Below are 21729 nucleotides of genomic sequence, written 5' to 3'. Positions count from 1 at the left end.
TCCATCGTGACGGTTAATCGACTTCGCCTGTCTGGCACTGTGTGCAAGACACCGGTTCGAAGAGTTAGCCCGTCAGGAATTCCTCACTGTCAGTTCGTGCTTGAGCACCGCTCAGTGCAGGAGGAGGCCGGGTTTCACCGGCAAGCCTGGTGTCGTATGCCGGTTATTATCAGCGGCAGCGCCCATCAGGTGATTACTCAACATATAACGGTCGGCACGCAACTCACACTCGACGGTTTCATTAGTTGCCATCAGGCACGAAATGGCCAGAGCAAAGTGGTGTTCCATGCCGAGCAGATTGAATTGATAGATTCTGGAGACTAGCCTAATGGCACGTTATTTCCGTCGTCGCAAGTTCTGCCGTTTCACCGCGGAAGGCGTTGTTGAGATCGATTACAAAGACATCGCAACGTTGAAAAACTACATTACCGAAAGCGGTAAAATTGTCCCGAGCCGTATCACCGGTACTCGTGCAAAATACCAGCGTCAGTTGGCTCGCTGCATCAAGCGTGCGCGTTACCTGTCTCTGCTGCCGTACACTGATCGTCATCAGTAATCGGCAACTGTCCATTAACGACTTTAAGAGGATAAGGTAATGCAAGTTATTCTGCTTGATAAAGTAGCAAACCTTGGCACCCTGGGTGATCAGGTTAACGTTAAAGCGGGCTACGCTCGTAACTTCCTGGTACCGCAGGGCAAAGCTGTTCCTGCTACCAAGAAAAACGTTGAGTTCTTCGAAGCACGCCGTGCTGAACTGGAAGCCAAACTGGCTGACGTTCAGTCTGCAGCAACTGCACGCGCTGAGAAAATCAATGAACTGGGCACTGTAACCATCACGTCTAAAGCGGGCGATGAAGGTAAACTGTTCGGTTCAATCGGTGCCCGCGACATCGCTGATGCAGTGACTGCAGCTGGCGTTGAAGTGGCTAAGAGCGAAGTTCGTCTGCCGAACGGCGTTCTGCGCACTACCGGTGAGCATGAAGTAAGCTTCCAGGTTCACAGCGAAGTATTCGCGAAACTGAACGTGAAAGTAGTTGCTGGTTAATCTTTATTAACTGAGCACGACACAAACGCCGGCCCTGTGCCGGCGTTTTTGTTTTTGTGCCTTTCAATCGCCGCTGTTCGCGTTACTGCGCGCGAATAAAGCTGCCGTCTGGCTGACGTGTAAACAGCACCGGACCGTTTGCGCCCTCCACCGTCAGACCTGTTACCGCCCCCTGCGCATCCTGACGGATTTTCACCTGCTGACCGCTTTTCAGTGAGCTGAGTGGCTGATCGCTGCCTTCCACCCGCGCCATCGCAAACACATCATTGACCGGCAGACTATTATCACGAAACAGCTGCGCCAGCGTCTGACCGGAAGCGATGGTCAGATTGCGCCACTCACCCTGAGAATCGGCTTTTGGCGTCTGCTGAGACGGTGGGGATGACGGCTGGCGGCTACTGTTGTTCTCATAAATATCCGCCTGCATCGGCACCTCTTTCTCCGTCTGGGGTGCGACCGGCTGCTCGACCGGATAGCGCAGCGTGCTGGCGGGCCAGAGAAACGCCACCAGCATCACCAGCAGTGCGGCCACAATGCCACGGCGGTGCGGCGCAGGCAGCGGGTCCATCCAGCGAATGTGGTCGGTAAAATGCCAGATACGCTGAAGCCATGTCGGCAGGCGGGATGACGTGTCTGAAGCCATTCGGGGTTCCTCCTCTCCGGCAGGCTGCTTTAGCCTGCGTGCGGCCAGCCAGGTCTGCAGCCGGGATACAAGATATTTTGCACGCATCCTGCGGCGTCGTGGGGCTATCTGGCCCATGTTTGCTCTCTTATTCGTGTGCTACAGAGGGGGTGATCCCCCCCGATAGTTATAGTATGGGCAATACCGGCGCGAAGTGCCTGCCAGCATTGATAAAATTGACGGCTCTATTGTTTCTCTTTCCCCGGCAAAAGTCATCTGCGATGCAGGGCATTTTACGCCAGCGGCCTGCGCTGCTATGCTGCCCGTTCGAATTTATCCGAGAGTGAAAGGAACGAAGATGACTACCCCTTCTTTCGACAGCGTCGAAGCACAAGCAAGTTACGGTATTGGTTTACAGGTTGGCCAGCAGTTGCTGGAATCTGGTCTGCAGGGTCTGCAACCAGAAGCACTGCTCGCGGGTCTGCGCGACGCGCTGGAAGGGAACTCGCCGGCCGTACCGGTTGATGTGGTTCATCGCGCACTGCGTGAAGTGCATGAACGCGCTGAAGGCGTGCGTCGTGAACGCACCGAAGCCATGGCCGCAGAAGGTCAGGCGTTCCTGCAGGAACATGCGCAGCGTGAAGGCGTGAGCAGCACCGAATCAGGCCTGCAGTTCAGCGTGATTACGCAGGGCGAGGGTCCAATCCCATCACGTCAGGATCGCGTACGCGTTCACTACACCGGTAAACTGATCGACGGCAGCGTATTCGACAGCTCTGTTGCCCGTGGCGAACCGGCGGAATTCCCGGTAAGCGGCGTAATTCCAGGCTGGATTGAAGCGCTGACCCTGATGCCGGTTGGCTCAAAATGGGAACTGGTGATCCCACAGAACCTCGCGTATGGCGAGCGCGGTGCGGGTGCCTCTATCCCACCATTCAGCACCCTGATCTTCGAAGTCGAACTGCTGGAAATTCTGTAATTCCGGACGCTGCAACCCCCCCGGTTGCAGCGTTTTCTTCCGCCTTATTTCTGCTGTAAATTCACCTGCCACAGAGCAAAGCCGATCGCATCTGTCCCTTTGGGCTGAAGCGGATATTGCGCATGCTGCTTAATAAATCCGGTCGCTTTATCACCCGGTGCCGTTTCAAACTGAATGTCGAGTGGGGTGGTTGAGGTAATCGGTGCCAGCCGCCAGTTATTGTCCGCCTTCGGCTGAACTTCACCGTGCGCTTTGGTTTCCGCGCTGATGTAGGCGGCAACCACGGAACGGTTCTCATCCGGTGAGGCAAAGGCAATGTATTTATCTCCGGTGCCGGCAAACTTGCCGCCGTAAGCGCGATAGTTATTGGTCGCCACCAGGAAGGTCGCCTGTGGATCGACGGGTTTACCCTGCCAGCTAAGCTGATGGATACGTGAGGCCTCAGGATGGATCAACTGACACTCTGCGTCGTAGCGCGCGGGCTGGGTCACATCAATCTGATAATTAACCCCGTCAATCACATCAAAGTTATAGGTGCGGAAATCCCAGTTGATCAGCGACTGCGTTTTCGTGCTGTGGGGATCGATCTGATTAAACTGGCCCGCTGAGCACTCCAGCCACTCTTTTACCTGCGCACCGGTGACTTTCATGACCACCAGGGTATTGGGATAGAGATAGAGATCGGCCGCGTTACGGAAGGTCAGCGCGCCTTTCTCCACTTCGACATAGCTGGCCGGATCGTTTTTACGTCCGCCCGCTTTAAACGGCGCAGCAGCAGAGAGCACCGGCAGGCGGCCAAGATCCGGATCGCCCTGAATGAAATGCTCCACGTAGGTGCGCTGGGCATTATTGACGATCTGTACCGTCGGATCGTCCTGTACCAGCGACAGGTAGCTGTACATCACATCGGCGGACTTGCCGATGGGCTTCGCCACAAACTCCCGCGTGGCGCGGTGATCGTCAGCCAGTACCTTCATCAGCGCCGGATCCTCTGCCGCCAGCGATTTCTTCGCTGCGGTATCGTAGATTGGCCGCGCCTGTGCTTTGCCGCTGCTCACCTGCCAGCGTCCGCCCTCATTGTTCAGCACCAGGTCGACCACGCCAAGATGATCGCCCCACATGCCGGGCATTACCGCCGGAATACCGTTCAGGGTGCCGTTGGCGATATCTGCGCCCTTGATGTCAGCGAAATCCTTGCCGGGGAAGACCGCATGCGCATGACCAAACAGGATGGCGTTAATGCCTTCCACCTGGCTGAGATAGTAAACCGAGTTCTCCGCCATCGTGTGATACGGCTCGCTGCTCAGGCCGGAGTGGGGAATAGCGATAATCAGATCGGCGCCCTGCGCGCGCATCTCAGGCACGTAGCGGCGAGCCGTTTCGGTGATGTCATCGACGCGTACCTTGCCCTGCAGGTTGGCTTTATCCCACACCATGATCTGCGGCGGCACAAAGCCGATATAACCTATCTTCAGGGTCTGCGTTTTGCCCTCGCGATCAACCACCGTAGTGGATTTGATGAGGTATGGGGTAAACAGCGGTTTGCCGCTCTTCACATCAATCACGTTGGCGTTCACATAGGGAAAGCGTGCGCCCGCCAGCGCTTTTTTCAGGTAGGGCAGGCCATAATTGAATTCATGATTGCCGAGGTTACCGACGCTGTAATCCAGCGTGTTGAGCGCCTTGTAGACCGGATGGATCTCGCCCTCACGTAATCCTTTGGCCGCCATGTAGTCACCCAGCGGGCTGCCCTGAATGATGTCGCCGTTATCGACCAGCAGGCTGTTTTTCACCTCCTGGCGTGCGGCGTGGATCAGCGTGGCGGTTCGCACCAGACCAAACTTCTCGCTTGGCGTGTCTTTGTAATAGTCGAAATCCATCATATTGCTGTGCAGATCGGTGGTTTCCAGTATCCGCAAATCCACCGTCGCCGCCTGGGTGGCGACGGAAACGCTCAGTGCCAGTAACATCATTCCGGGCTTAAACATGCTTGCTCCTGCTGCAAAATAAATAAGGATCTCAAAATAATGTAAAAGCATGACAGATAGTCATTTTAAATCGTGATGGGTATAACGTTTTAGCGCATCGGTCAGCGACGGATTCTTAAACGATGGAGGCGTAGCGGCACAGGCGTGGCGATAAATGGGTAACTATGATATTGATATATCTATAAATTGAATCGCCGGAGTGCCTGTAAATGGGTTCTTCAGGCGGAACTGCTAAAATGTCACTATCTGACGATGAGCTGATCCTGCAGCAGACAGACACAATGAGGTGAAAAATGTTAGAGCAAATCTGCCAACTGGCACGCGAAGCAGGCGACGCGATTATGCAGGTCTATAACGGTGCCGCGCCGCTTGACGTTTCTCACAAATCGGATGATTCACCGGTGACCGCCGCGGATATCGCTGCACACGAGGTGATCCTCGCTGGCCTCAAAAAGTTAACGCCTGATCTCCCCGTGCTGTCAGAAGAAGATCCGCCAGCCTGGGAGGTGCGTCAGCACTGGCAGCGCTACTGGCTGGTCGATCCGCTGGATGGCACCAAAGAGTTCATCAAGCGTAACGGCGAATTCACCGTTAACATTGCGCTAATCGAAGCGGGCAAGCCGGTAATGGGCGTGGTCTATGCGCCAGTGCTGGGCGTGATGTACTCCGCTGCAGACGGCAAAGCGTGGAAAGAGGAGGGCGGTCAGCGTGAACAGATTCATGTCCGTGATGCGCGTCCTCCGCTGGTGGTGGTGAGCCGTTCACATGGCGACGACGATGAGATGAAAGAGTACCTGAAGCAGTTAGGTGAACATCAGACCGTCGCGACCGGATCCTCACTGAAATTCTGCCTGGTGGCAGAAGGAAAAGCCCAGCTCTATCCCCGTTTCGGACCCACCAACATCTGGGATACCGGCGCGGGCCATGCCGTGGCGATGGCGGCGGGCGCGCATGTGCACGACTGGCAGGGTAAAACTCTGGACTACGCGCCGCGCGAATCCTTCCTTAATCCTGGCTTCCGCGTATCACTGTTTTAACGCTGTCTGAGCGCTCAGCCTGCTGAAGGCTGAAACCCCGGCGGGCGATGCTCTCCCCACCGGGGCTTCAGCGATTAATCCTTCAGCAGGGAGGTGACCAGCTTAATCACTTTTGTCACTTCATCCTGCGTCAGCGATCCATCCTTCACAAATTTCACCTTACCCTGCTTATCCAGCACCACAATGGCGGAACCGCCCGGCTGTAACTGCCAGGCATGCTGCACATTGCCCTTGCTGTCGACAACAAACTGCGACCACGGATATTGCTGCTTGTTAGTCTCGACGCTGCTGCGCACAAACATGCCCGTACCGGGAATGGCATCATCTGTATTCACGATGGTGGTGGTCTGATAGCGATCATGCGGCAGCTTCGCGGCCTTAATCGCCTCGATCAATGCGGCATTCATCTCTTTAGCGGATGAGCGACCCGCGATGTGCTGAACCACGCGAACTTTTCCGCCGAGCTGCGCGCTATTCCAGTTTTTGTAGCTAAACTTATCCTGCTGCAATAACAGCTCGCCTTTGTCGTTCACGCCAACGGCCGGTACCCGCATATCCTGCCTGAGGTCATGAGCCATCACGCTTGCCGGTATCAGTAAAGACAACGCTACAGCTGCCAGAATTATTCGCATTGCTATTTCCTTGAGTGATCAGACCAGTTAGTCATTTTACTGCAATAGTAAGCAGGGATGATGCGCCTGTCCTGGAAAGGTGTCAGGTTTGTTATGGCCGCCACAATTCCTTAACCAACGAAGGTTTATACTGTGTTGTGTGAGCCTGATAACAGAGTGTTCTGTAATGATGTGTCAATTCAGTAAAAAAAATCACTTTTAGGAACATTAGTAGGTTTGAGTGTTCTATAGTTATCGCGAATTCGCGCTTCATGGGCTGGAACCAAATTTGGAAACGGCGAAGCGTGCTTAAAAATGTACAGGAGTTAGTCAGTATGAAGATCTTCCAGCGCTATAATCCGCTACAAATAGCGAAATATGTAAAAACGCTGTTCAAAGGAAGGTTGTATATCAAGGACGTCGGCGCGTTCGAGTTCGACAAAGGGAAAGTATTAATCCCGCGCGTCAAAGACAAACAGCACCTGAGCGTGATGTCAGAAATTAACCGCCAGGTCGTTCGTCTCAAACTTGAGTTCAACTAATCATAAGGGCGCCGATGGCGCCCTTAGTGTCTGGCCAGTCAGGCCATTTTATTTGTCACTCTGAACCTGAGCAGTGCCAACAATTCTCACAGACTACGTCACATTCCGGTTGTTCCGCGCTGTCCGTTTCCAGACTGCCTGCAGCAATTACGCCTGCTGGGCCAGACTGCTGGTCATTCTACTCTTCTTCGCTTTTTGTCATGCTCAGCACCGGCGGTCGTTCATCGATGCGGGTGACCAGCAGCTGATCGATGCGATAGCTATCAATATCCACCACCTCGAACTTGTAGCCAGCAAACTTCACAAAATCGGTACGCTTCGGAATCTTACGCAACATATACATCATAAAGCCGCCGATGGTTTCGTAGTTGCCTGACTGCGGGAAATCATCAATGTCCAGCACGCGCATCACGTCATCAATCGGCGTACCGCCTTCAACCAGCCATGAATTCTCATCGCGCGCCACAATCTGCTCTTCCATACCCTGGCCAACCAGATCGCCCATCAGCGTGGTCATTACATCATTCAGGGTAATAATGCCCACAACCAGCGCATATTCGTTCATGATCACCGCGAAATCTTCTCCGGCGGTTTTAAAACTTTCCAGTGCTTCAGAGAGGGTCAGCGTGTCCGGCACGATCAGCGCCGAGCGAATCTGCAGGCCGCTGTTCAGCGCCATGCTCTGATTACCCAGCACGCGCAGCAGCAGCTCTTTGGAGTCGACATAGCCAACGATATGGTCGATATCGCCGCTGCAGACCAGAAACTTCGAGTGAGGATGCTGGGCGATTTTGGTTTTGAGGCTGGTCTCATCTTCGTGCAGATCAAACCAGACAATATTCTCACGTGAGGTCATGGAGGAGGGAACAGTACGTGACTCCAGCTCAAACACGTTTTCAATCAGCTCGTGCTCCTGCTTACGCAGCACGCCAGCCAGCGCACCCGCTTCAACCACCGCGTAGATATCGTCGGAGGTGATGTCATCTTTACGCACCATCGGCAGCTTGAAAATACGGAAGAAGACGTTAGCCAGGCCATTAAACAGAAACACCAACGGACGCATTATCAGCAGGCAGAAACGCATCGGGTTGATGATGCGCAGCGCGATGGTTTCCGGTGCGACCATGCCGACCCGCTTTGGGGTTAAGTCAGCAAACAGGATAAACAGGCTGGTGACGATGGTGAAGGAGCAGATAAAGCTGAGCTGCTCCGCCAGTTCCGGCGAGACAAACCGGTTAAACAGGCCGCTGAAAACCGGCGAAAACGCCGCATCGCCAACAATACCCCCCAGGATGGCGACGGCGTTGAGGCCAATCTGCACCACGGTGAAGAACATGCCCGGCGTTTCCTGCATTTTCAGCACGCGCTGCGCATTTACGTTGCCTTCATCGGCCAGCAGTTTCAGTTTGATCTTACGGGCGGCCGCCAGCGAGATCTCCGACAGAGAGAAAAAGGCACTGATTACGATCAGTAACAGAATGACAAGTAAGCTATCTAACATATGAGATCCAAAGGGTTATCCACTTGTCATTTTTGGCCTGGGCAGCGTGGGTAAGCGCAAACAGAGTTGGTTTATCCGTGAAACAAAGCTATCCGTGCCAAAAATGTCTGCGCCAGTTCGACAACAAACGACATGTCGGGGCAGAAATGAAAACAGGCGGCATGCCTGTGGTGGCCGATTATAGCAGGAGCGCTCATTGCGCCGCCAGAGGGCAAACCGCTGCTTAAGGGCGCATTAGCAGCCAGAGCGGCCGGTTACAGACTCGGATTTATCTGAGTGAGTCATATCGGACTGATCATTCCGACCCGCAGGAGTTGTATCGCTCACCCCATTTACCGACAATAGCCCCGTTATTTGACTTAGATGTCAGAGTTGCTCCGCCGTTTGCCGTAAAGTGCGGCTATGATGAGGATGTTGCCGTTGCGGTAGTGCGGGCAAAGAAGATTAATAAGCGCCCCGCGGAAAAGGGGCCGGCATGATTAACAGGAGTACAGGTGCCACGATTTTATGTTTATTGCATGGCTGGCCTGCTGCTTGCCGCGCCCGCCCTTGAGGCGGCGACAGTGCGATTACAGGTAGACGGCTTATCCGGGGATCTGCAAAAGAATGTCAGAGCGCGTCTGTCCACCATCGGCAGCGATGAGGTCTCTAATGATGGCCGCTTTCGCGCGCGCGTTTCTGTTGCGATAAAAGAGGGGCTGCGCGCGCTCGGTTATTACGAGCCCACCATCGATTTCGAATCCCGCCCCGCGCCTGCGCAGGGTGGACGACCGGTATTAGTGGCACACGTAACGCCTGGTGAACCGGTAAAAATCGGCGGCAGCACGATTGTGGTCGAAGGCGATGCGCGCAATGACGCGGATTACAAAGCCTGGGTGAAGCAGGGACGCCCTGAAGTGGGCAGCCAGCTTAACCACGGGCAATATGACAAATTCAAAAGCGGCTTCTCTAATCTCGCACTGCGTAACGGCTATTTCGACGGCACGTTTAAAAAAAGCCAGCTTGGTGTCTCGGTTGAGCGGCGTGAAGCGTTCTGGGATATCGACTACGACAGTGGCGAACGCTATCGCTTCGGCGACGTTACTTTCCAGGGATCGCAAATTCGCGAAGAGTACCTGCAAAACCTGGTGCCGTTTAAAGAGGGGGACTACTACAGCTCCCGCGATTTAGCCGAGCTGAATCGCCGCCTCTCCGCTACCGGCTGGTTTAATTCGGTGGTGGTCGCGCCGGAATTCAGCAAGGGACGACAGACCAAAGTGCTGCCGCTGAGCGCAGTAATGTCACCCCGCACCGAAAACACCATTGAAACCGGCGTCGGCTATTCCACAGACGTCGGTCCGCGCCTGAAAGGGACCTGGAAAAAACCGTGGATCAACGACAGCGGCCACAGCCTGGCGGCCAGCGCCTACGTTTCCGCGCCGGAACAGCAGGTCGATCTCAGCTACAAAGTACCGCTGCTGAAAAGCCCGCTTGAGCAGTACTACACCTTCTCCGGCGGTCTGAAGCGCACCGACCTCAACGACACCAAAGCAGATACCACGACGCTTGCGATGTCGCGCAACTGGGACAGCAGCAGCGGCTGGCAGAAGGCGGTCAACCTGCGCTGGAGCCTGGATCACTTTACTCAGGGCAGCGTGACCAACACCACTATGCTGCTCTATCCCGGCGTCAGCGTAAACCGTACCCGTTCCCGTGGCGGCCTGATGCCGACATGGGGCGATTCACAGCGCTATTCGGCAGACGTCTCTGATACCACATGGGGTTCAGACGTCGACTTCCTGATCCTGCAGGCGCAAAACGTCTGGATCCGTACCCTTGGCGACAGTCATCGCTTTGTGGCGCGCGGCAATCTGGGCTGGATCGAAACCAACGACTTCGAAAAAGTGCCGCCGGATCTGCGCTTCTTTGCCGGTGGTGACCGCAGTATTCGTGGCTACAAATATAAAAACATTTCACCGCGCGATGATGACGGCAAACTCACCGGTGCGTCAAAACTCGCCACCGGATCGCTGGAATATCAGTACAACGTCACCGGGAAATGGTGGGGCGCGGTGTTTGTCGACTCGGGCGAAGCGGTTAACGACATCAAGCAAAGTAACGTCAAAACCGGTGCGGGCGTCGGCGTGCGCTGGTCTTCACCGGTTGGCCCAATCAAATTTGATATCGCCAGACCCATCGGGGATGACGAAGAGCATGGATTACAATTTTACGTAGGGCTGGGGCCAGAACTATGAAGCTGTGGAAAAAGGTCCTGATCGGCATTCTGATCTTTCTGGTCGTGCTGTTGGGTGGGGTGGCATTTTTAATCGGTACCACGCCTGGGCTGCATTTAGTGCTGAAAGGTGCGTCGCGCTGGGTGCCGGGCCTGTCAATCAAACAGGTCGATGGGGGCTGGCGTAACCTGACCCTTAACGGTCTGCGTTACGAAATGCCCGGCGTCAGCGTCGATGCCGGGCAAATTCATCTGGCGGTGGATCTCAACTGCCTGCTGCACTCCTCCGTGTGCGTTAACGATGTCTCCCTGCGCGATATCAGCGTGGTGGTCGACAGCAAGAAAATGACGCCAGCGGCACCAGCGCCGGAAGAGGAGAGTGGCAACACTAACCTCAGCACGCCATACCCCATCACGCTGCGTCACTTTGGCCTGCACAATATCAATGTCAAAGTTGATGATACCGCAATATCGCTGCTCGACTTCACCACCGGCCTGCAGTGGCAGGATCGTGCGCTGACGCTGAATCCGACCCATATTCAAAGCCTGCTGATTGCGCTGCCGAAAGCGGCGAAAGTGGTCAATGACGAGGTGGTAGAACCGAAAGTCCAGCAGCCACATCCCGCTGAAAAACCGCTGGGTGAAACGCTGCAGGCGATGTTTGCGCAACCCCTTCTGCCTGCGATGCCTGATTTCCGTCTGCCGCTGGATATTGAGGTGCAGCAGATTCTGGGTGAACAGCTGCGCATTACCGGCGACACCGATATTTCCGTCAGCCGGTTGCTGCTGAAAGCCAGAACCGCCGATCGTCAGATGCAGCTCAGCACGCTGGAGGTGGACTCGAACCTCGGCAACCTGAAGGGTAGCGGTCAGGCGACGCTGGCGGATAACTGGCCGGTCGATTTCTCCCTTAACGGCACAGTGAATACCGATCCGATTAAAGGCGAAAAGCTCGCGCTGAAACTTAATGGCGCGATGCGCGACGAGCTGAAGATGGGGCTGAACCTCTCCGGTCCGGTGAATGCGCAGCTGGACGCCACGACCCAGCTGGCGGTAGCAGGATTGCCGCTGTCACTGAAGCTGACCAGTCCGCAGTTACGCTGGCCGCTGACCGGCCCGGTAGCGTATCAGGCGGATAACCTGGATTATCAGTTCAAAGGCAAAGCCACCGACTATGTGATGTCGCTGCAGACCGCCGTGAAGGGTGAATCTGTACCACCGGCGACGATCTCGCTGACGGGTAAAGGCAACGTTGAGCAGTTCAGCCTCGACCGCCTGCGCGTGGCTGCGCTGCAGGGCAACATCGATCTCACCGCGCTGGTGGACTGGAGCAAGGCGATAAGCTGGCGCAGTGAGCTGACGCTGGCGGGAATTAATACCGCTAAACAGTATCCCGACTGGCCAGCACGGCTGGATGGCAAAATCACCACCCGCGGCAGTTTGTATGGCGGCAGCTGGCAACTGAGCGTGCCGCAGCTACAGCTGAAAGGCAATGTGAAACAGAACGCCGTGACCGCTGATGGCTCCCTGACCGGTAACAGCTACAACCAGTGGACGGTGCCGGGCATTAAGCTGGCACTGGGACGCAACCATCTGGATGTTAAAGGGGCGCTGGGCGACAGTCTGGATCTCGATGCCAGCATCGACGCGCCCCAGCTCGACAATGCGCTGCCGGGTCTGGGCGGCGTCATCAACGGCACAATAAAAGCGCGTGGCACCCTGAAGGCACCGCAGCTGCTGGCCGATCTCAATGCCCGTGGTCTGCGCTGGCAGCAGATGCAGATCAATCGCGTCACCCTGAATGGCGACGTCCGTTCCGGCGAGCAGGTGGCGGGTAAACTGCAACTGCGCGTCGAGCAGCTGAAGCAGGATGCGCTGAACATCAGCCTGCTGACGCTGAACGCGGACGGCAATGAGCATCAGCATCAGCTGAAGCTCAATGTGCAGGGCAAACCGGTCTCTGGCCAGCTGGCGCTGAACGGCAGCTTTGATCGCCAGACGGAGCGCTGGAAAGGGTCGCTGAACGACACCCACTTTGATACGCCAGTCGGTGAGTGGCGTCTGACCCGCGCCATGGCCATCGACTATCTGAACAGCCGCCAGACGGCCACCATCGGCCCACACTGCTGGCAGAACCCCAATGCGCAAATTTGTGTGCCGGAGCCGGTTGAAGCGGGCCCGGCAGGCAAGGCGCATGTGGTGCTGAATCGCTTTGACCTGGCGATGGTGAAGTCGTTTATGCCGGATGCGACTCAGCTTAGCGGCCTGTTCAGCGGCGACGTGCGCGTCAACTGGACTGCCGATGGCAGCCTGCCGACCGGTACCGTGGCGCTGAAGGGCAACGGCGTGAAAGTGGTGCAGGATGTGCAGGGCAACAATCTGCCGATCGCCTTTGACGCGCTGAACCTCAATGCCGCGCTGCGAAACGGGCGCGCCCAGCTCGACTGGCTGATCCGCATCGCCAATAACGGTCAGCTGGATGGCAACGTGCAGATCGACGATCCGCAAAACCGTCGCACGCTGGGCGGTAACGTCAACATCCGCAATGTCTCGCTGGCGATGCTCAATCCGGCACTGATGCAGGGCGAGAAGATCAAAGGCAGCCTGAACAGCAGCCTGCGCCTGGGCGGCAGCGTACAGCAGCCGCAGGTATTTGGTCAGCTTGGCCTGACGGGTGTGGATGTGGATGGCAACTTTATGCCGGTTGACCTGACCAGTGCCAACCTGAATCTGGTGTTTAACGGCATGAGCTCCACCCTGAACGGGCTGGTGCAGACCGGGCAGGGCAATATCAACCTCAGCGGTAACGCAGACTGGAGCCAGCTCGACAACTGGCGTGCGCGCATTGCGGCGCAGGGCAGCCGGGTTCGCGTGACCGTGCCGCCGATGGTGCGCATGGATGTCTCGCCGGATCTGGTGTTTGAAGCGACGCCAGCGGCCTTTAACCTTGATGGCCGGGTCGATATTCCATGGGCGCGCATCACGGTGCAGGAAGTGCCGGAAAGCGCCACTGGCGTCTCGTCGGATGAGGTGTTGCTGGATAAACAGCTGAAGCCGATTGCACCGCAAACCGCCGCGATTCCGATTAACAGCAATCTGGTGATCCACGTCGGCAACGATGTGCGACTCTCTGCGTTTGGCCTGAAAGCGAAGCTGAATGGCGATCTGAAAATGGTGCAGGATAAGTCAGGACTCGGCCTGAACGGTCAGATCAACATTCCGTCCGGTCGCTTCCACGCTTATGGTCAGGATCTGATCGTGCGTAAAGGCGAGCTGCAGTTTGCCGGTCCGCCGGATCAGCCTTACGTCAACCTGGAAGCCATCCGTAACCCGGATGCCACCGAAGATGGCGTCACCGCGGGTCTGCGCGTCACTGGCCTGGCGGATGAGCCAAAAGCGGAAGTCTTCTCCGATCCGGCGATGTCGCAACAGGAAGCGCTTTCCTATCTGCTGCGCGGTCAGGGATTGGGCAGCGACGGCGACAGTAACGCCCTCACTTCAGCACTTGTTGGCTTAGGGGTTGCACAAAGTGGGCAGGTTGTGGGTAAAATCGGGGAGACATTCGGTGTCAGCAATCTCGCTGTTGATACTGCCGGTGTTGGCGACAGCCAGCAGGTGCAGGTCAGCGGCTATGTGCTACCGGGTCTGCAGGTAAAATACGGTGTTGGCATATTTGATTCACTGGCGACGTTAACCTTGCGTTACCGCCTGATGCCTAAACTCTATCTGGAAGCCGTGTCCGGTGTGGATCAGGCTCTCGATTTGCTCTATCAGTTTGAGTTTTAGCAATGCGAATAATTGTCTACGGCAGTTTACGGCGCAAACAGGGAAACAGTCACTGGATGACGAATGCGCAGTGGCTGGGTGATCACCAGATTGAAGGCTTTGAGCTTTACAGTCTGGGCCATTATCCCGGCGTGATTGAGGGCAATGGAGCGGTACATTGTGAGGTGTACCGCATTGATGCCTCAACCCTTGCGGAGCTGGATGCGCTTCGCACCAAAGGGGGAGAGTACAAACGTTATCTGACTCAGACGCCGTTTGGCAGTGCATGGCTTTATGTCTATCAACGCTCAGTGGCAGGACGCCAGCGCATCATGAGTGGTGACTGGCTGAAGCGCGATGAGGAGCCAGAGGCCTGAACAAAAACACCGTCCATCCGGACGGTGTTTTTTTTTCGACTCACAAACCGGCAGCAGAATTACTTCTTCTGTGCGCGCTCGTAAGAGGAGATGATTTCAGCTTTAGCGGCTTCGGCATTATCCCAGCCATCCACTTTCACCCATTTGCCTTTTTCCAGATCTTTGTAGTGCTCAAAGAAGTGGGTGATCTGTGCACGCAGCAGTTCTGGCAGGTCGTTCACATCTTTGATGTGATCGTACTCTTTAGAGAGTTTGGTGTGCGGAACGGCAACCAGTTTGGCATCTTCGCCAGACTCGTCGGTCATTTTCAGCACGCCAACCGGACGGCAGCGGATCACTGAGCCTGGAACCAGTGGATACGGGGTCGGAACCAGTACGTCAACCGGATCACCATCCAGAGAAAGGGTATGGTTGATGTAGCCGTAGTTGCACGGATAGAACATGGCGGTAGACATGAAACGGTCTACAAACAGGGCACCAGACTCTTTATCAACTTCATATTTGATCGGATCAGCATTCGCTGGGATCTCAATGACAACGTAGATATCTTCTGGCAGGTCTTTACCTGCTGGCACCTGGTTCAAACTCATCTGGCATTCCTTCAGTAGTCGTATGTTGAGTGTCGGCTATTATAGCCAACTGACTCTGAAAGTATGCCCCCTTTTTGGCGTTTCGGAATGCGCCCAAACGCTACTTAGCCGCCACAAACAGCGAAACAATGCCTGCGGCAATCAGTGGTCCTACCGGCACCCCTCGGAAGAACGCCACGCCAATCACCGTACCAATCAGCAGACCACCAATCACCGAAGGCTGGACGCTCATAAAGTTCACGCCACGGCCGCCCAGCCAGGCGACAAAGATCCCCACCAGAATCGCCACAATCGACTTCCAGTTAGTAAACGACTTGATCAGCGCAGAGGCGGGCAGTGAGCCGCTTGCCAGCGGGGCCATCACCGCCACGGTAAGAATAATGATGCCTAAGGTAATGCCCTGTTTTTCTACGTAGGGGAAGAACTGAGCCAGCGGGGTAATTTTAATCGCCAGCAGCACCAGAATTGAAATTGTGACTGCGTTGTTGTGAACGAAATAACTCAGCACGGCAAGGCAAATCAGAATGATGGTCGAGGCGTAAGCAGCCATGGTTTCTCCCTGAAGGTTAATGAGCGCGCTGACTTCAGCCAGCGCAAAAACCGGTTATCGATCAGCAGTCATCGGGGTTAGCACAGCTGCCTTTACCAAGTGACTGCAACATCAGTGCCTGATTGCGCACCAGGCTCAGGCTCTGAGCGCTCAGCGCCACGCTGCCCAGCGAGCCTTGTGAACTGAGCTGGCTGCGGCTCGCCTCAAGCCAGCTGTCGCGGTAGCTCATCCAGGCGCGTTGCGCGGCACGCAGTTTGTTTTTAGGTTCGCCGGAGAGGGTTTTCATCAGTTTGTTGTACTGCTTATTCATCTCCTGATCCCAGGCCCGATTGGCCGCAGCGTAGCACTGGTTCATGGCAAGGGTAGTCGAGGCGTCATTGAGGCAGCGATCGGGCGAGGCGTCTGTCGGCAGATCCTCTGCCAGCACCGCTGTGCTGAGGCACAGCAGCATCAGAAGTAATCCTGGTTTCATTCTTTTCTCCGGATAACGGATAAGCGGCGATTAGCTTGATGGATGTTCCCGTGATGATCAAGTTGTTAACACTAATCAGGGTTAAAGTTTCGCGCCGTTACTGCCGATACTTCATCCGTTTTAGGGCCGCTGGAAAATTTGCCTTTTCACATACACGGAAACTATCTGGATGAAACAGTTATCACTTCGCACGGGGTTGCTGGCATTGCTGGCATTTATGACACTGCTGCTGTTGGCGGTGAGTTTTATGGGTATCGTGGCAATTAACAAAGGGAATCGCTCGCTGGATGTGATCAACCGCATTCAGGGGATCGAGCTGAACAGTCTTTACCAGAGCAATGCCGATCTGATGCGGGCCCGCGCTAACGCCGCGCTGGCGGTGCGTAAAATTGAAATTGGTTTACTGGAAGAGGGGGCGGCAGTAACAAAACTGTCGCAGGCGGATGTGGTCTCATCACAGCAAAGCCTGAAGCGCTTTGTAGACGCCGGAACGGTGACGGCGCACGGCAAAAAGCTGGCCGATGCGGTTTCGGCCAGTTACAAAGCCTATCTCGACCAGGGCATCAAACCAATGATGAACGCCCTGGATAAGCAATATACCGACGAGTATTACCAATTGCTGGAAGGCAACCTGGCGACGCTGGCGGCCAGCTATAACAAGGCCGTCACGGACTTCAGTCAGCTGGCCGATCAGATCACGCAGGCCCAGCTGGCGCAGGCGGCCTACAACGAAACCAAAATGAAAATCCTGATCGCCGTGGCGGTGGTATTAACACTGCTGCTGCTGGTGCTCGCCTGGCAACTGCTGCGTAGGATGCTGCTGCAGCCGCTGAACCTGGCCATTCTCCATCTTGAGCAGGTCGCGGCGGGCGACCTCTCGCAGGCGCTGCCACCGTCGGGCAACAATGAGCTGGGGCGGCTTAATCATGCGCTCGCCGGGATGCAGCAGTCGTTGCGTACCTCGGTGAGTCAGGTGCGCGAAGCGAGTATGCAGATCGACATCGGCAGCCGTGAACTGGCCGCGGGCAACGTCAATCTGTCGCAGCGTACCGAAGAGTCCGCCGCCTCGCTGGAGCAGACTGCCGCCAGCATGGAGCAGCTCACGGCAACCGTGCGGCTTAACGCCAGCAATGCCCAGCAGGCGCACCAGCTGGCTAACGCGGTCTCTGATACTGCCGATCGCGGCGCGGAGGTGGTCTGCTATGTGATGGAAAAAATGCATGAGATTACCGACAGTGCCAATCGTATCGGCGACATTCTTGGCGTGATTGATGGTATCGCCTTCCAGACCAATATCCTGGCGCTCAACGCCGCCGTTGAAGCGGCGCGCGCAGGCGAACAGGGCCGTGGCTTTGCGGTGGTGGCAAACGAAGTGCGCACGCTGGCACAGCGCAGCGCTAACGCGGCGAAAGAGATCCGTACGCTGATTAGTGATTCACAGTCGCGGGTCAAAGAGGGCAGCGAGATGGCGACGCGGGCCGGGGAAACCATGGATGAGATTTCTGGTGAGGTCATGCGTGTAACGGCACTGATGAAAGAGATCTCGATGGCCTCCGACGAACAGAGCCGTGGCATTGAGCAGGTTAATCTGGCGGTAACACAGATGGATGCGGCGGCGCAGCAGAACGCGGCGCTGGTTGAGCAGGCCACCGCCGCAACCCAGTCGCTGGAAGCGCAGTCCGATCAGCTTCAGGCAACCATGGCGCAGTTCAGGTTGCAGACGGCGTAAAAACAGCAAGGGCGCGAAAATCGCGCCCTTGCTTTTTATATGACTTTTTATACCACTGCCAGATTAACCCTGACGGCAATCCGGGAACTCGGCCAGGAAACGCTCAACGTCGTTCACCATCGCCTCGTTACCGCAGTAGAACGGGCAGCGCTGGTGCAGCGTGACCGGTGGAATATCCAGAATACGCTTCTGACCGTCGCTGGCTTTACCGCCCGCCTGCTCTGCCAGGAACGCCATCGGGTTGCACTCATACAGCAGACGCAGCTTACCCTGAGGATGGCTTGCGGTGCTTGGGTAGAGGTAGATGCCGCCTTTCAGCAGATTACGATGGAAATCCGCGACCAGCGATCCGATGTAACGTGAGGTATAAGGACGGTGCGTTGGCAGATCCTCTTCCTGACAGAACTTCAGATATTTCTTCACACCCTGCGGGAAACGAATGTAGTTACCTTCGTTAATGGAGTAGGTGTAACCCGTTGGTGGATAGGTCATACGTTCGTGGCTGAGGCAGAATACACCCAGAGACGGATCGTAAGTAAACGCATGCACGCCTGCACCGGTGGTATAAACCATCATGGTGGAGGAGCCGTAAACCACGTAACCGGCAGCGACCTGCTTGTTGCCTGGCTGCATGAAGTCCGCTTCAACAACTGGCGTACCCGGTTCGCTGACGCGGCGGTAGATAGAGAAAATGGTGCCGACGGAAACGTTAACGTCGATGTTAGAAGAACCATCCAGTGGATCCATTAACACCACGTATTTACCGTTTTCTTCACCTTCAAAGATCACAAACTCGTCTTCTTCCTCAGAAGCGATACCGGCGACGATGCCACGTGCTTTCAGTGCTGCCTTCAGTTTCTCGTTGGCAAACAGATCAAGTTTCATCTGCTGCTCACCCTGAATATTCTCGACGCCGCTGGCACCCAGAATATCCACTAAACCGGCTTTGTTGATATCGCGGTGGATGATTTTGGCACCCAGCTTAATAGCGGAAATCAGCGCTGTCAGTTCACCTGTAGCGTGCGGAAAGTCATGCTGCTTCTCGACGATAAATTCGCCCAACGTTTTCATAACACATTCCCTGAATCTTCGATGGAGTGGCAGCACGCGTAACAGTCTGCCAACGGATGCGTACGCAGTTTAGCCGATTGAACTTCAAAAACCATAGTCCTAATCCGTTTCTTCCATCTGCGAGCGGCGTTACACTGTGCGCCGAACTTTTGAGTAATGGATCACGTAATGCGCATTCACATCCTCGGGATTTGTGGCACTTTTATGGGCGGTCTGGCGATGCTGGCCCGTTCACTTGGTCATCAGGTGACCGGGTCAGACGCCAACGTTTACCCACCTATGAGTACTCTGCTTGAACAGCAAGGTATTGAATTAACAGAAGGTTACGACGCCAGTCAGCTTGACCCGGTGCCTGACCTGGTGATTATCGGCAACGCGATGACGCGGGGTAATCCTTGCGTGGAAGCGGTGCTGGAACGCAACATTCCTTACCTCTCTGGCCCGCAGTGGCTGCACGATTTCGTGCTGCGCGATCGCTGGGTGCTGGCGGTCGCGGGAACCCACGGCAAAACCACCACAGCCGGCATGGCAGCGTGGATTCTCGAGGCCTGCGGCCTTGAGCCAGGCTTTATTATTGGTGGTGTGCCCGGAAACTTCGATGTCTCGGCAAAATTAGGAAAAAGTCCATTCTTCGTGATTGAGGCGGATGAGTACGACTGCGCGTTTTTCGATAAGCGTTCCAAGTTTGTCCATTACTGCCCACGTACGCTGATCCTCAATAATCTTGAGTTTGATCACGCCGATATCTTTGACGATCTGCGCGCGATCCAGAAGCAGTTCCACCATCTGGTGCGGATCGTACCGGGCCAGGGCAAGATCCTGCTGCCGGAACATGATCCTAACCTCAAACAGGTGATGGCGATGGGCTGCTGGAGCGAGCAGGAGAACGTGGGCGAGCACGGGCGCTGGCAGGCGAAGAAGCTCACCAACGATGCGTCTCACTGGGAAATCTGGCTCGACGGCGAAAAAGTCGGGGAAGTGAACTGGGCGCTGGTGGGTGAACACAATATGCACAACGGGCTGATGGCGATCGCTGCCGCGCGCCATGTGGGTGTGAAGCCGGAAGATGCAGGCCAGGCGCTGAACAGCTTTATCAATGCGCGTCGACGGCTGGAGCTGCGCGGCGAAGTGAACAGCATCAAAGTCTATGATGACTTCGCCCACCATCCGACCGCGATTCTGGCGACGCTGGCTGCCCTGCGTAGCAAAGTTGGCGGCAGAGCGCGTATCCTGGCTGTGTTGGAGCCACGCTCTAATACCATGAAGATGGGCGTCAGCAAGAACGATCTGGCACCGTCGCTGGCGCGTGCTGATGAGGTCTTTCTGTTCCAGCCGCACCATATTCCGTGGCAGGTATCAGATGTCGCAGAAGCGTGCATTCCGCCTGCGCACTGGAGCGCGGATATCGATACCCTGGTGGAAATGGTGGCCAAAGCCGCTCAGCCAGGCGACACGATTCTGGTCATGAGCAACGGCGGGTTTGGTGGCATCCACCAGAAGCTGCTGGACAGGCTGGCATAATGTCACAGGCGCCCGTTTCGGGCGCTTTTTTTAAAAGCATTATCTCCGGAAATATTATTCCCTCAATAAATCCCGCATATTTTTGAATTCGATCTGCTCACTCTTCCTGCCGTTGCCATATTTTTCTTATTAGTGTCTGAAACAGAAAGGCCGCTCTCGCCGGTTATTTCTAGCATCATCCCTGTAGTGACTGAGGGATAATAATTAACGCGTTAAAGTTAAAGGAATAAATAACAGGTTCTCTTTATGCGCGATCTTATATTGATGAGGGTTTTAAATATAAGTTAACTCTGGGTTAAACGAATGAGTTCGGATAATTCATTGCTCTGATTACCACTGATAAGGATGTTCATATGGGAAATAATAATTCATTGTCGTTTTTTCTGGGCGCCGCGTTGTTATGCAGTTCTGCTGCGGCGCTGGCCACGGCCACCGTTGATTACCGGCATGAGTACCGCCTTCGCGACCGCACGCACTACGACAAGCTGGGTCTGAGCACCACGCTGCCGGACAATATGTTTCTCGGCGTCGAAACCAAATTCAAAACCGGCGGCGCCGATCCAAAAGACAAATATTATAACGACACCGTGTTAAATGTGGTGGAGGTGACCTTTCTGAAGTCGTATTACTGGGGAAACTGGACAGTGTCGCCTTTTATTCAGCCAGAATTTAACTCCTCGCGCACTGAATGGAAATTTGGTGTGGCACCCTGGTATAAATTTAATGATCGCTGGTCTCTCGGTGGCCTTTATCGTCTTGAGCTGACCGATTATGCGCATGACGATCAATGCCGTACCGGCGGTATAGATTATTGCGATACTGACCGGCATCGCACTGCCAACCGTTTTGATCTCTATCTGCGAAATAAAAGCGATCGGCTGACCACCACCTATAAGCTGGTGTATAAACACGCGGATGCGAAACTCTTTGCCAATAAACATGATGATTACGAACAGGAGTTACAGTTCGATTATGCGCTTGGCAACGATCGCGTCTGGGTGCCTTACGTCACCTTTGGCGATATCGGTCGTTCTGCGACATCGAGCGAACGCCAGCTGCGGCTGCGCACCGGTATTCTCTATATCTATCGATGAATGCGCTGCCGGGAGGCGGGCGA

At 55.3% G+C, this 21729-nt stretch carries 20 protein-coding genes; 12 read left to right on the top strand and 8 right to left on the bottom strand.

Annotation, left to right across the window (positions count from 1 at the left end; genetic code table 11):
- Positions 1–6: 6 nt before the first annotated feature.
- The 3 genes from priB to rplI are packed head-to-tail and all read left to right on the top strand — an operon-like array spanning position 7 to position 1045.
- Complete coding sequence (priB, locus tag AC6I8B_RS16900) at positions 7–324, top strand: primosomal replication protein N (protein ID WP_010256154.1); 318 nt, start codon at positions 7–9, stop codon at positions 322–324.
- 4 nt (positions 325–328) lie between these two features.
- On the top strand, positions 329–556 hold the full coding sequence (rpsR, locus tag AC6I8B_RS16895) for a 30S ribosomal protein S18 (protein WP_002210155.1): 228 nt from the start codon (positions 329–331) through the stop codon (positions 554–556).
- Positions 557–595: 39 nt separating this feature from the next.
- Positions 596–1045, top strand: a complete 450-nt coding sequence (rplI, locus tag AC6I8B_RS16890) for a 50S ribosomal protein L9 (RefSeq protein WP_010256429.1) — start codon at positions 596–598, stop codon at positions 1043–1045.
- A gap of 82 nt (positions 1046–1127) precedes the next feature.
- Here rplI and AC6I8B_RS16885 read toward each other — a convergent pair whose 3' ends face one another.
- Positions 1128–1805 (bottom strand): LysM-like peptidoglycan-binding domain-containing protein, encoded by a 678-nt coding sequence (locus tag AC6I8B_RS16885; RefSeq protein WP_163640161.1) that lies wholly within the window; start codon positions 1803–1805, stop codon positions 1128–1130.
- A gap of 220 nt (positions 1806–2025) precedes the next feature.
- On the opposite strand from AC6I8B_RS16885, the gene bamJ reads away from it, so the two are divergent.
- Entirely contained in the window at positions 2026–2646 is a 621-nt protein-coding gene (bamJ, locus tag AC6I8B_RS16880) for a BamJ family beta-barrel-assembly machinery protein (RefSeq protein WP_010256433.1), read from the top strand.
- A gap of 44 nt (positions 2647–2690) precedes the next feature.
- On the opposite strand, the gene AC6I8B_RS16875 is transcribed toward bamJ, so the two are convergent.
- Entirely contained in the window at positions 2691–4634 is a 1944-nt protein-coding gene (locus tag AC6I8B_RS16875; protein ID WP_497816409.1) for a bifunctional 2',3'-cyclic-nucleotide 2'-phosphodiesterase/3'-nucleotidase, read from the bottom strand.
- A 293-nt stretch (positions 4635–4927) separates the two neighbouring features.
- Between AC6I8B_RS16875 and cysQ the strand changes: the two genes are divergently transcribed.
- A complete protein-coding gene (gene cysQ, locus AC6I8B_RS16870; protein WP_010256437.1) occupies positions 4928–5671 on the top strand; it encodes a 3'(2'),5'-bisphosphate nucleotidase CysQ in 744 nt (247 codons plus the stop codon).
- Positions 5672–5745: 74 nt separating this feature from the next.
- On the opposite strand, the gene AC6I8B_RS16865 is transcribed toward cysQ, so the two are convergent.
- Complete coding sequence (locus AC6I8B_RS16865; protein ID WP_497816408.1) at positions 5746–6303, bottom strand: YtfJ family protein; 558 nt, start codon at positions 6301–6303, stop codon at positions 5746–5748.
- Positions 6304–6617: 314 nt separating this feature from the next.
- Between AC6I8B_RS16865 and AC6I8B_RS16860 the strand changes: the two genes are divergently transcribed.
- Positions 6618–6824, top strand: a complete 207-nt coding sequence (locus AC6I8B_RS16860; protein WP_003855513.1) for a DUF1107 domain-containing protein — start codon at positions 6618–6620, stop codon at positions 6822–6824.
- Positions 6825–7002: 178 nt separating this feature from the next.
- Here the strand turns inward: AC6I8B_RS16860 and paeA are convergent, their stop codons facing one another.
- Positions 7003–8325, bottom strand: coding sequence for a polyamine export protein PaeA (gene paeA / locus AC6I8B_RS16855; protein WP_010256442.1), 1323 nt, complete (start codon positions 8323–8325; stop codon positions 7003–7005).
- A gap of 518 nt (positions 8326–8843) precedes the next feature.
- Between paeA and tamA the strand changes: the two genes are divergently transcribed.
- The 3 genes from tamA to AC6I8B_RS16840 are packed head-to-tail and all read left to right on the top strand — an operon-like array spanning position 8844 to position 14679.
- The gene (tamA, locus tag AC6I8B_RS16850; protein WP_154210861.1) at positions 8844–10559 is read left to right on the top strand and encodes an autotransporter assembly complex protein TamA; all 1716 of its coding nucleotides are present in this window, start codon (positions 8844–8846) and stop codon (positions 10557–10559) included.
- On the top strand, positions 10556–14323 hold the full coding sequence (tamB, locus tag AC6I8B_RS16845) for an autotransporter assembly complex protein TamB (protein ID WP_497816407.1): 3768 nt from the start codon (positions 10556–10558) through the stop codon (positions 14321–14323). Before tamA ends, tamB begins: the two co-directional genes overlap by 4 nt.
- Positions 14324–14325: 2 nt before the next feature.
- Positions 14326–14679 carry a gamma-glutamylcyclotransferase family protein gene (locus AC6I8B_RS16840; RefSeq protein ID WP_010256451.1) on the top strand — a complete coding sequence of 118 codons (354 nt, stop codon included), beginning with the start codon at positions 14326–14328 and terminating at the stop codon, positions 14677–14679.
- A gap of 59 nt (positions 14680–14738) precedes the next feature.
- Here the strand turns inward: AC6I8B_RS16840 and ppa are convergent, their stop codons facing one another.
- The 3 genes from ppa to AC6I8B_RS16825 all read right to left on the bottom strand — a co-directional run bounded on the left by ppa (position 14739) and on the right by AC6I8B_RS16825 (position 16291).
- The gene (gene ppa / locus AC6I8B_RS16835; RefSeq protein ID WP_003855519.1) at positions 14739–15269 is read right to left on the bottom strand and encodes an inorganic diphosphatase; all 531 of its coding nucleotides are present in this window, start codon (positions 15267–15269) and stop codon (positions 14739–14741) included.
- A 100-nt stretch (positions 15270–15369) separates the two neighbouring features.
- The gene (locus AC6I8B_RS16830) at positions 15370–15819 is read right to left on the bottom strand and encodes a DUF441 domain-containing protein (protein ID WP_497816406.1); all 450 of its coding nucleotides are present in this window, start codon (positions 15817–15819) and stop codon (positions 15370–15372) included.
- A 61-nt stretch (positions 15820–15880) separates the two neighbouring features.
- Positions 15881–16291: a lysozyme inhibitor LprI family protein gene (locus AC6I8B_RS16825; RefSeq protein ID WP_029519419.1), complete on the bottom strand. Its 411-nt coding sequence runs from the start codon at positions 16289–16291 to the stop codon at positions 15881–15883.
- 169 nt (positions 16292–16460) lie between these two features.
- On the opposite strand from AC6I8B_RS16825, the gene AC6I8B_RS16820 reads away from it, so the two are divergent.
- On the top strand, positions 16461–18020 hold the full coding sequence (locus AC6I8B_RS16820; RefSeq protein ID WP_010256457.1) for a methyl-accepting chemotaxis protein: 1560 nt from the start codon (positions 16461–16463) through the stop codon (positions 18018–18020).
- A gap of 63 nt (positions 18021–18083) precedes the next feature.
- Here AC6I8B_RS16820 and fbp read toward each other — a convergent pair whose 3' ends face one another.
- Complete coding sequence (gene fbp / locus AC6I8B_RS16815; RefSeq protein WP_010256459.1) at positions 18084–19091, bottom strand: class 1 fructose-bisphosphatase; 1008 nt, start codon at positions 19089–19091, stop codon at positions 18084–18086.
- Between the two features lie 168 nt (positions 19092–19259).
- Here fbp and mpl point away from each other — a divergent pair, with 168 nt between their 5' ends.
- Positions 19260–20612, top strand: a complete 1353-nt coding sequence (mpl, locus tag AC6I8B_RS16810) for a UDP-N-acetylmuramate:L-alanyl-gamma-D-glutamyl-meso-diaminopimelate ligase (RefSeq protein WP_010256463.1) — start codon at positions 19260–19262, stop codon at positions 20610–20612.
- A 353-nt stretch (positions 20613–20965) separates the two neighbouring features.
- Entirely contained in the window at positions 20966–21706 is a 741-nt protein-coding gene (locus tag AC6I8B_RS16805) for an oligogalacturonate-specific porin KdgM family protein (RefSeq protein ID WP_033772707.1), read from the top strand.
- Positions 21707–21729 lie beyond the last annotated feature (23 nt).

This window comes from Pantoea sp. X-Soil-ISGK-285 (genome assembly GCF_059730815.1).
Note: the sequence above shows the minus strand (reverse complement) of the source record. Positions and strands in the feature narration are given on the sequence as shown.

Bases quoted from the DNA above. Each gene is read 5' to 3' on its own strand.
- rpsR (WP_002210155.1), top strand. From the start codon at position 329: ATGGCACGTTATTTCCGTCGTCGCAAGTTCTGCCGTTTCACCGCGGAA.
- rplI (WP_010256429.1), top strand. From the start codon at position 596: ATGCAAGTTATTCTGCTTGATAAAGTAGCAAACCTTGGCACCCTGGGT.
- AC6I8B_RS16885 (WP_163640161.1), bottom strand. From the start codon at position 1,805: ATGGGCCAGATAGCCCCACGACGCCGCAGGATGCGTGCAAAATATCTT.
- bamJ (WP_010256433.1), top strand. From the start codon at position 2,026: ATGACTACCCCTTCTTTCGACAGCGTCGAAGCACAAGCAAGTTACGGT.
- AC6I8B_RS16875 (WP_497816409.1), bottom strand. From the start codon at position 4,634: ATGTTTAAGCCCGGAATGATGTTACTGGCACTGAGCGTTTCCGTCGCC.
- cysQ (WP_010256437.1), top strand. From the start codon at position 4,928: ATGTTAGAGCAAATCTGCCAACTGGCACGCGAAGCAGGCGACGCGATT.
- AC6I8B_RS16865 (WP_497816408.1), bottom strand. From the start codon at position 6,303: ATGCGAATAATTCTGGCAGCTGTAGCGTTGTCTTTACTGATACCGGCA.
- AC6I8B_RS16860 (WP_003855513.1), top strand. From the start codon at position 6,618: ATGAAGATCTTCCAGCGCTATAATCCGCTACAAATAGCGAAATATGTA.
- paeA (WP_010256442.1), bottom strand. From the start codon at position 8,325: ATGTTAGATAGCTTACTTGTCATTCTGTTACTGATCGTAATCAGTGCC.
- tamA (WP_154210861.1), top strand. From the start codon at position 8,844: ATGGCTGGCCTGCTGCTTGCCGCGCCCGCCCTTGAGGCGGCGACAGTG.
- tamB (WP_497816407.1), top strand. From the start codon at position 10,556: ATGAAGCTGTGGAAAAAGGTCCTGATCGGCATTCTGATCTTTCTGGTC.
- AC6I8B_RS16840 (WP_010256451.1), top strand. From the start codon at position 14,326: ATGCGAATAATTGTCTACGGCAGTTTACGGCGCAAACAGGGAAACAGT.
- ppa (WP_003855519.1), bottom strand. From the start codon at position 15,269: ATGAGTTTGAACCAGGTGCCAGCAGGTAAAGACCTGCCAGAAGATATC.
- AC6I8B_RS16830 (WP_497816406.1), bottom strand. From the start codon at position 15,819: ATGGCTGCTTACGCCTCGACCATCATTCTGATTTGCCTTGCCGTGCTG.
- AC6I8B_RS16825 (WP_029519419.1), bottom strand. From the start codon at position 16,291: ATGAAACCAGGATTACTTCTGATGCTGCTGTGCCTCAGCACAGCGGTG.
- AC6I8B_RS16820 (WP_010256457.1), top strand. From the start codon at position 16,461: ATGAAACAGTTATCACTTCGCACGGGGTTGCTGGCATTGCTGGCATTT.
- fbp (WP_010256459.1), bottom strand. From the start codon at position 19,091: ATGAAAACGTTGGGCGAATTTATCGTCGAGAAGCAGCATGACTTTCCG.
- mpl (WP_010256463.1), top strand. From the start codon at position 19,260: ATGCGCATTCACATCCTCGGGATTTGTGGCACTTTTATGGGCGGTCTG.
- AC6I8B_RS16805 (WP_033772707.1), top strand. From the start codon at position 20,966: ATGGGAAATAATAATTCATTGTCGTTTTTTCTGGGCGCCGCGTTGTTA.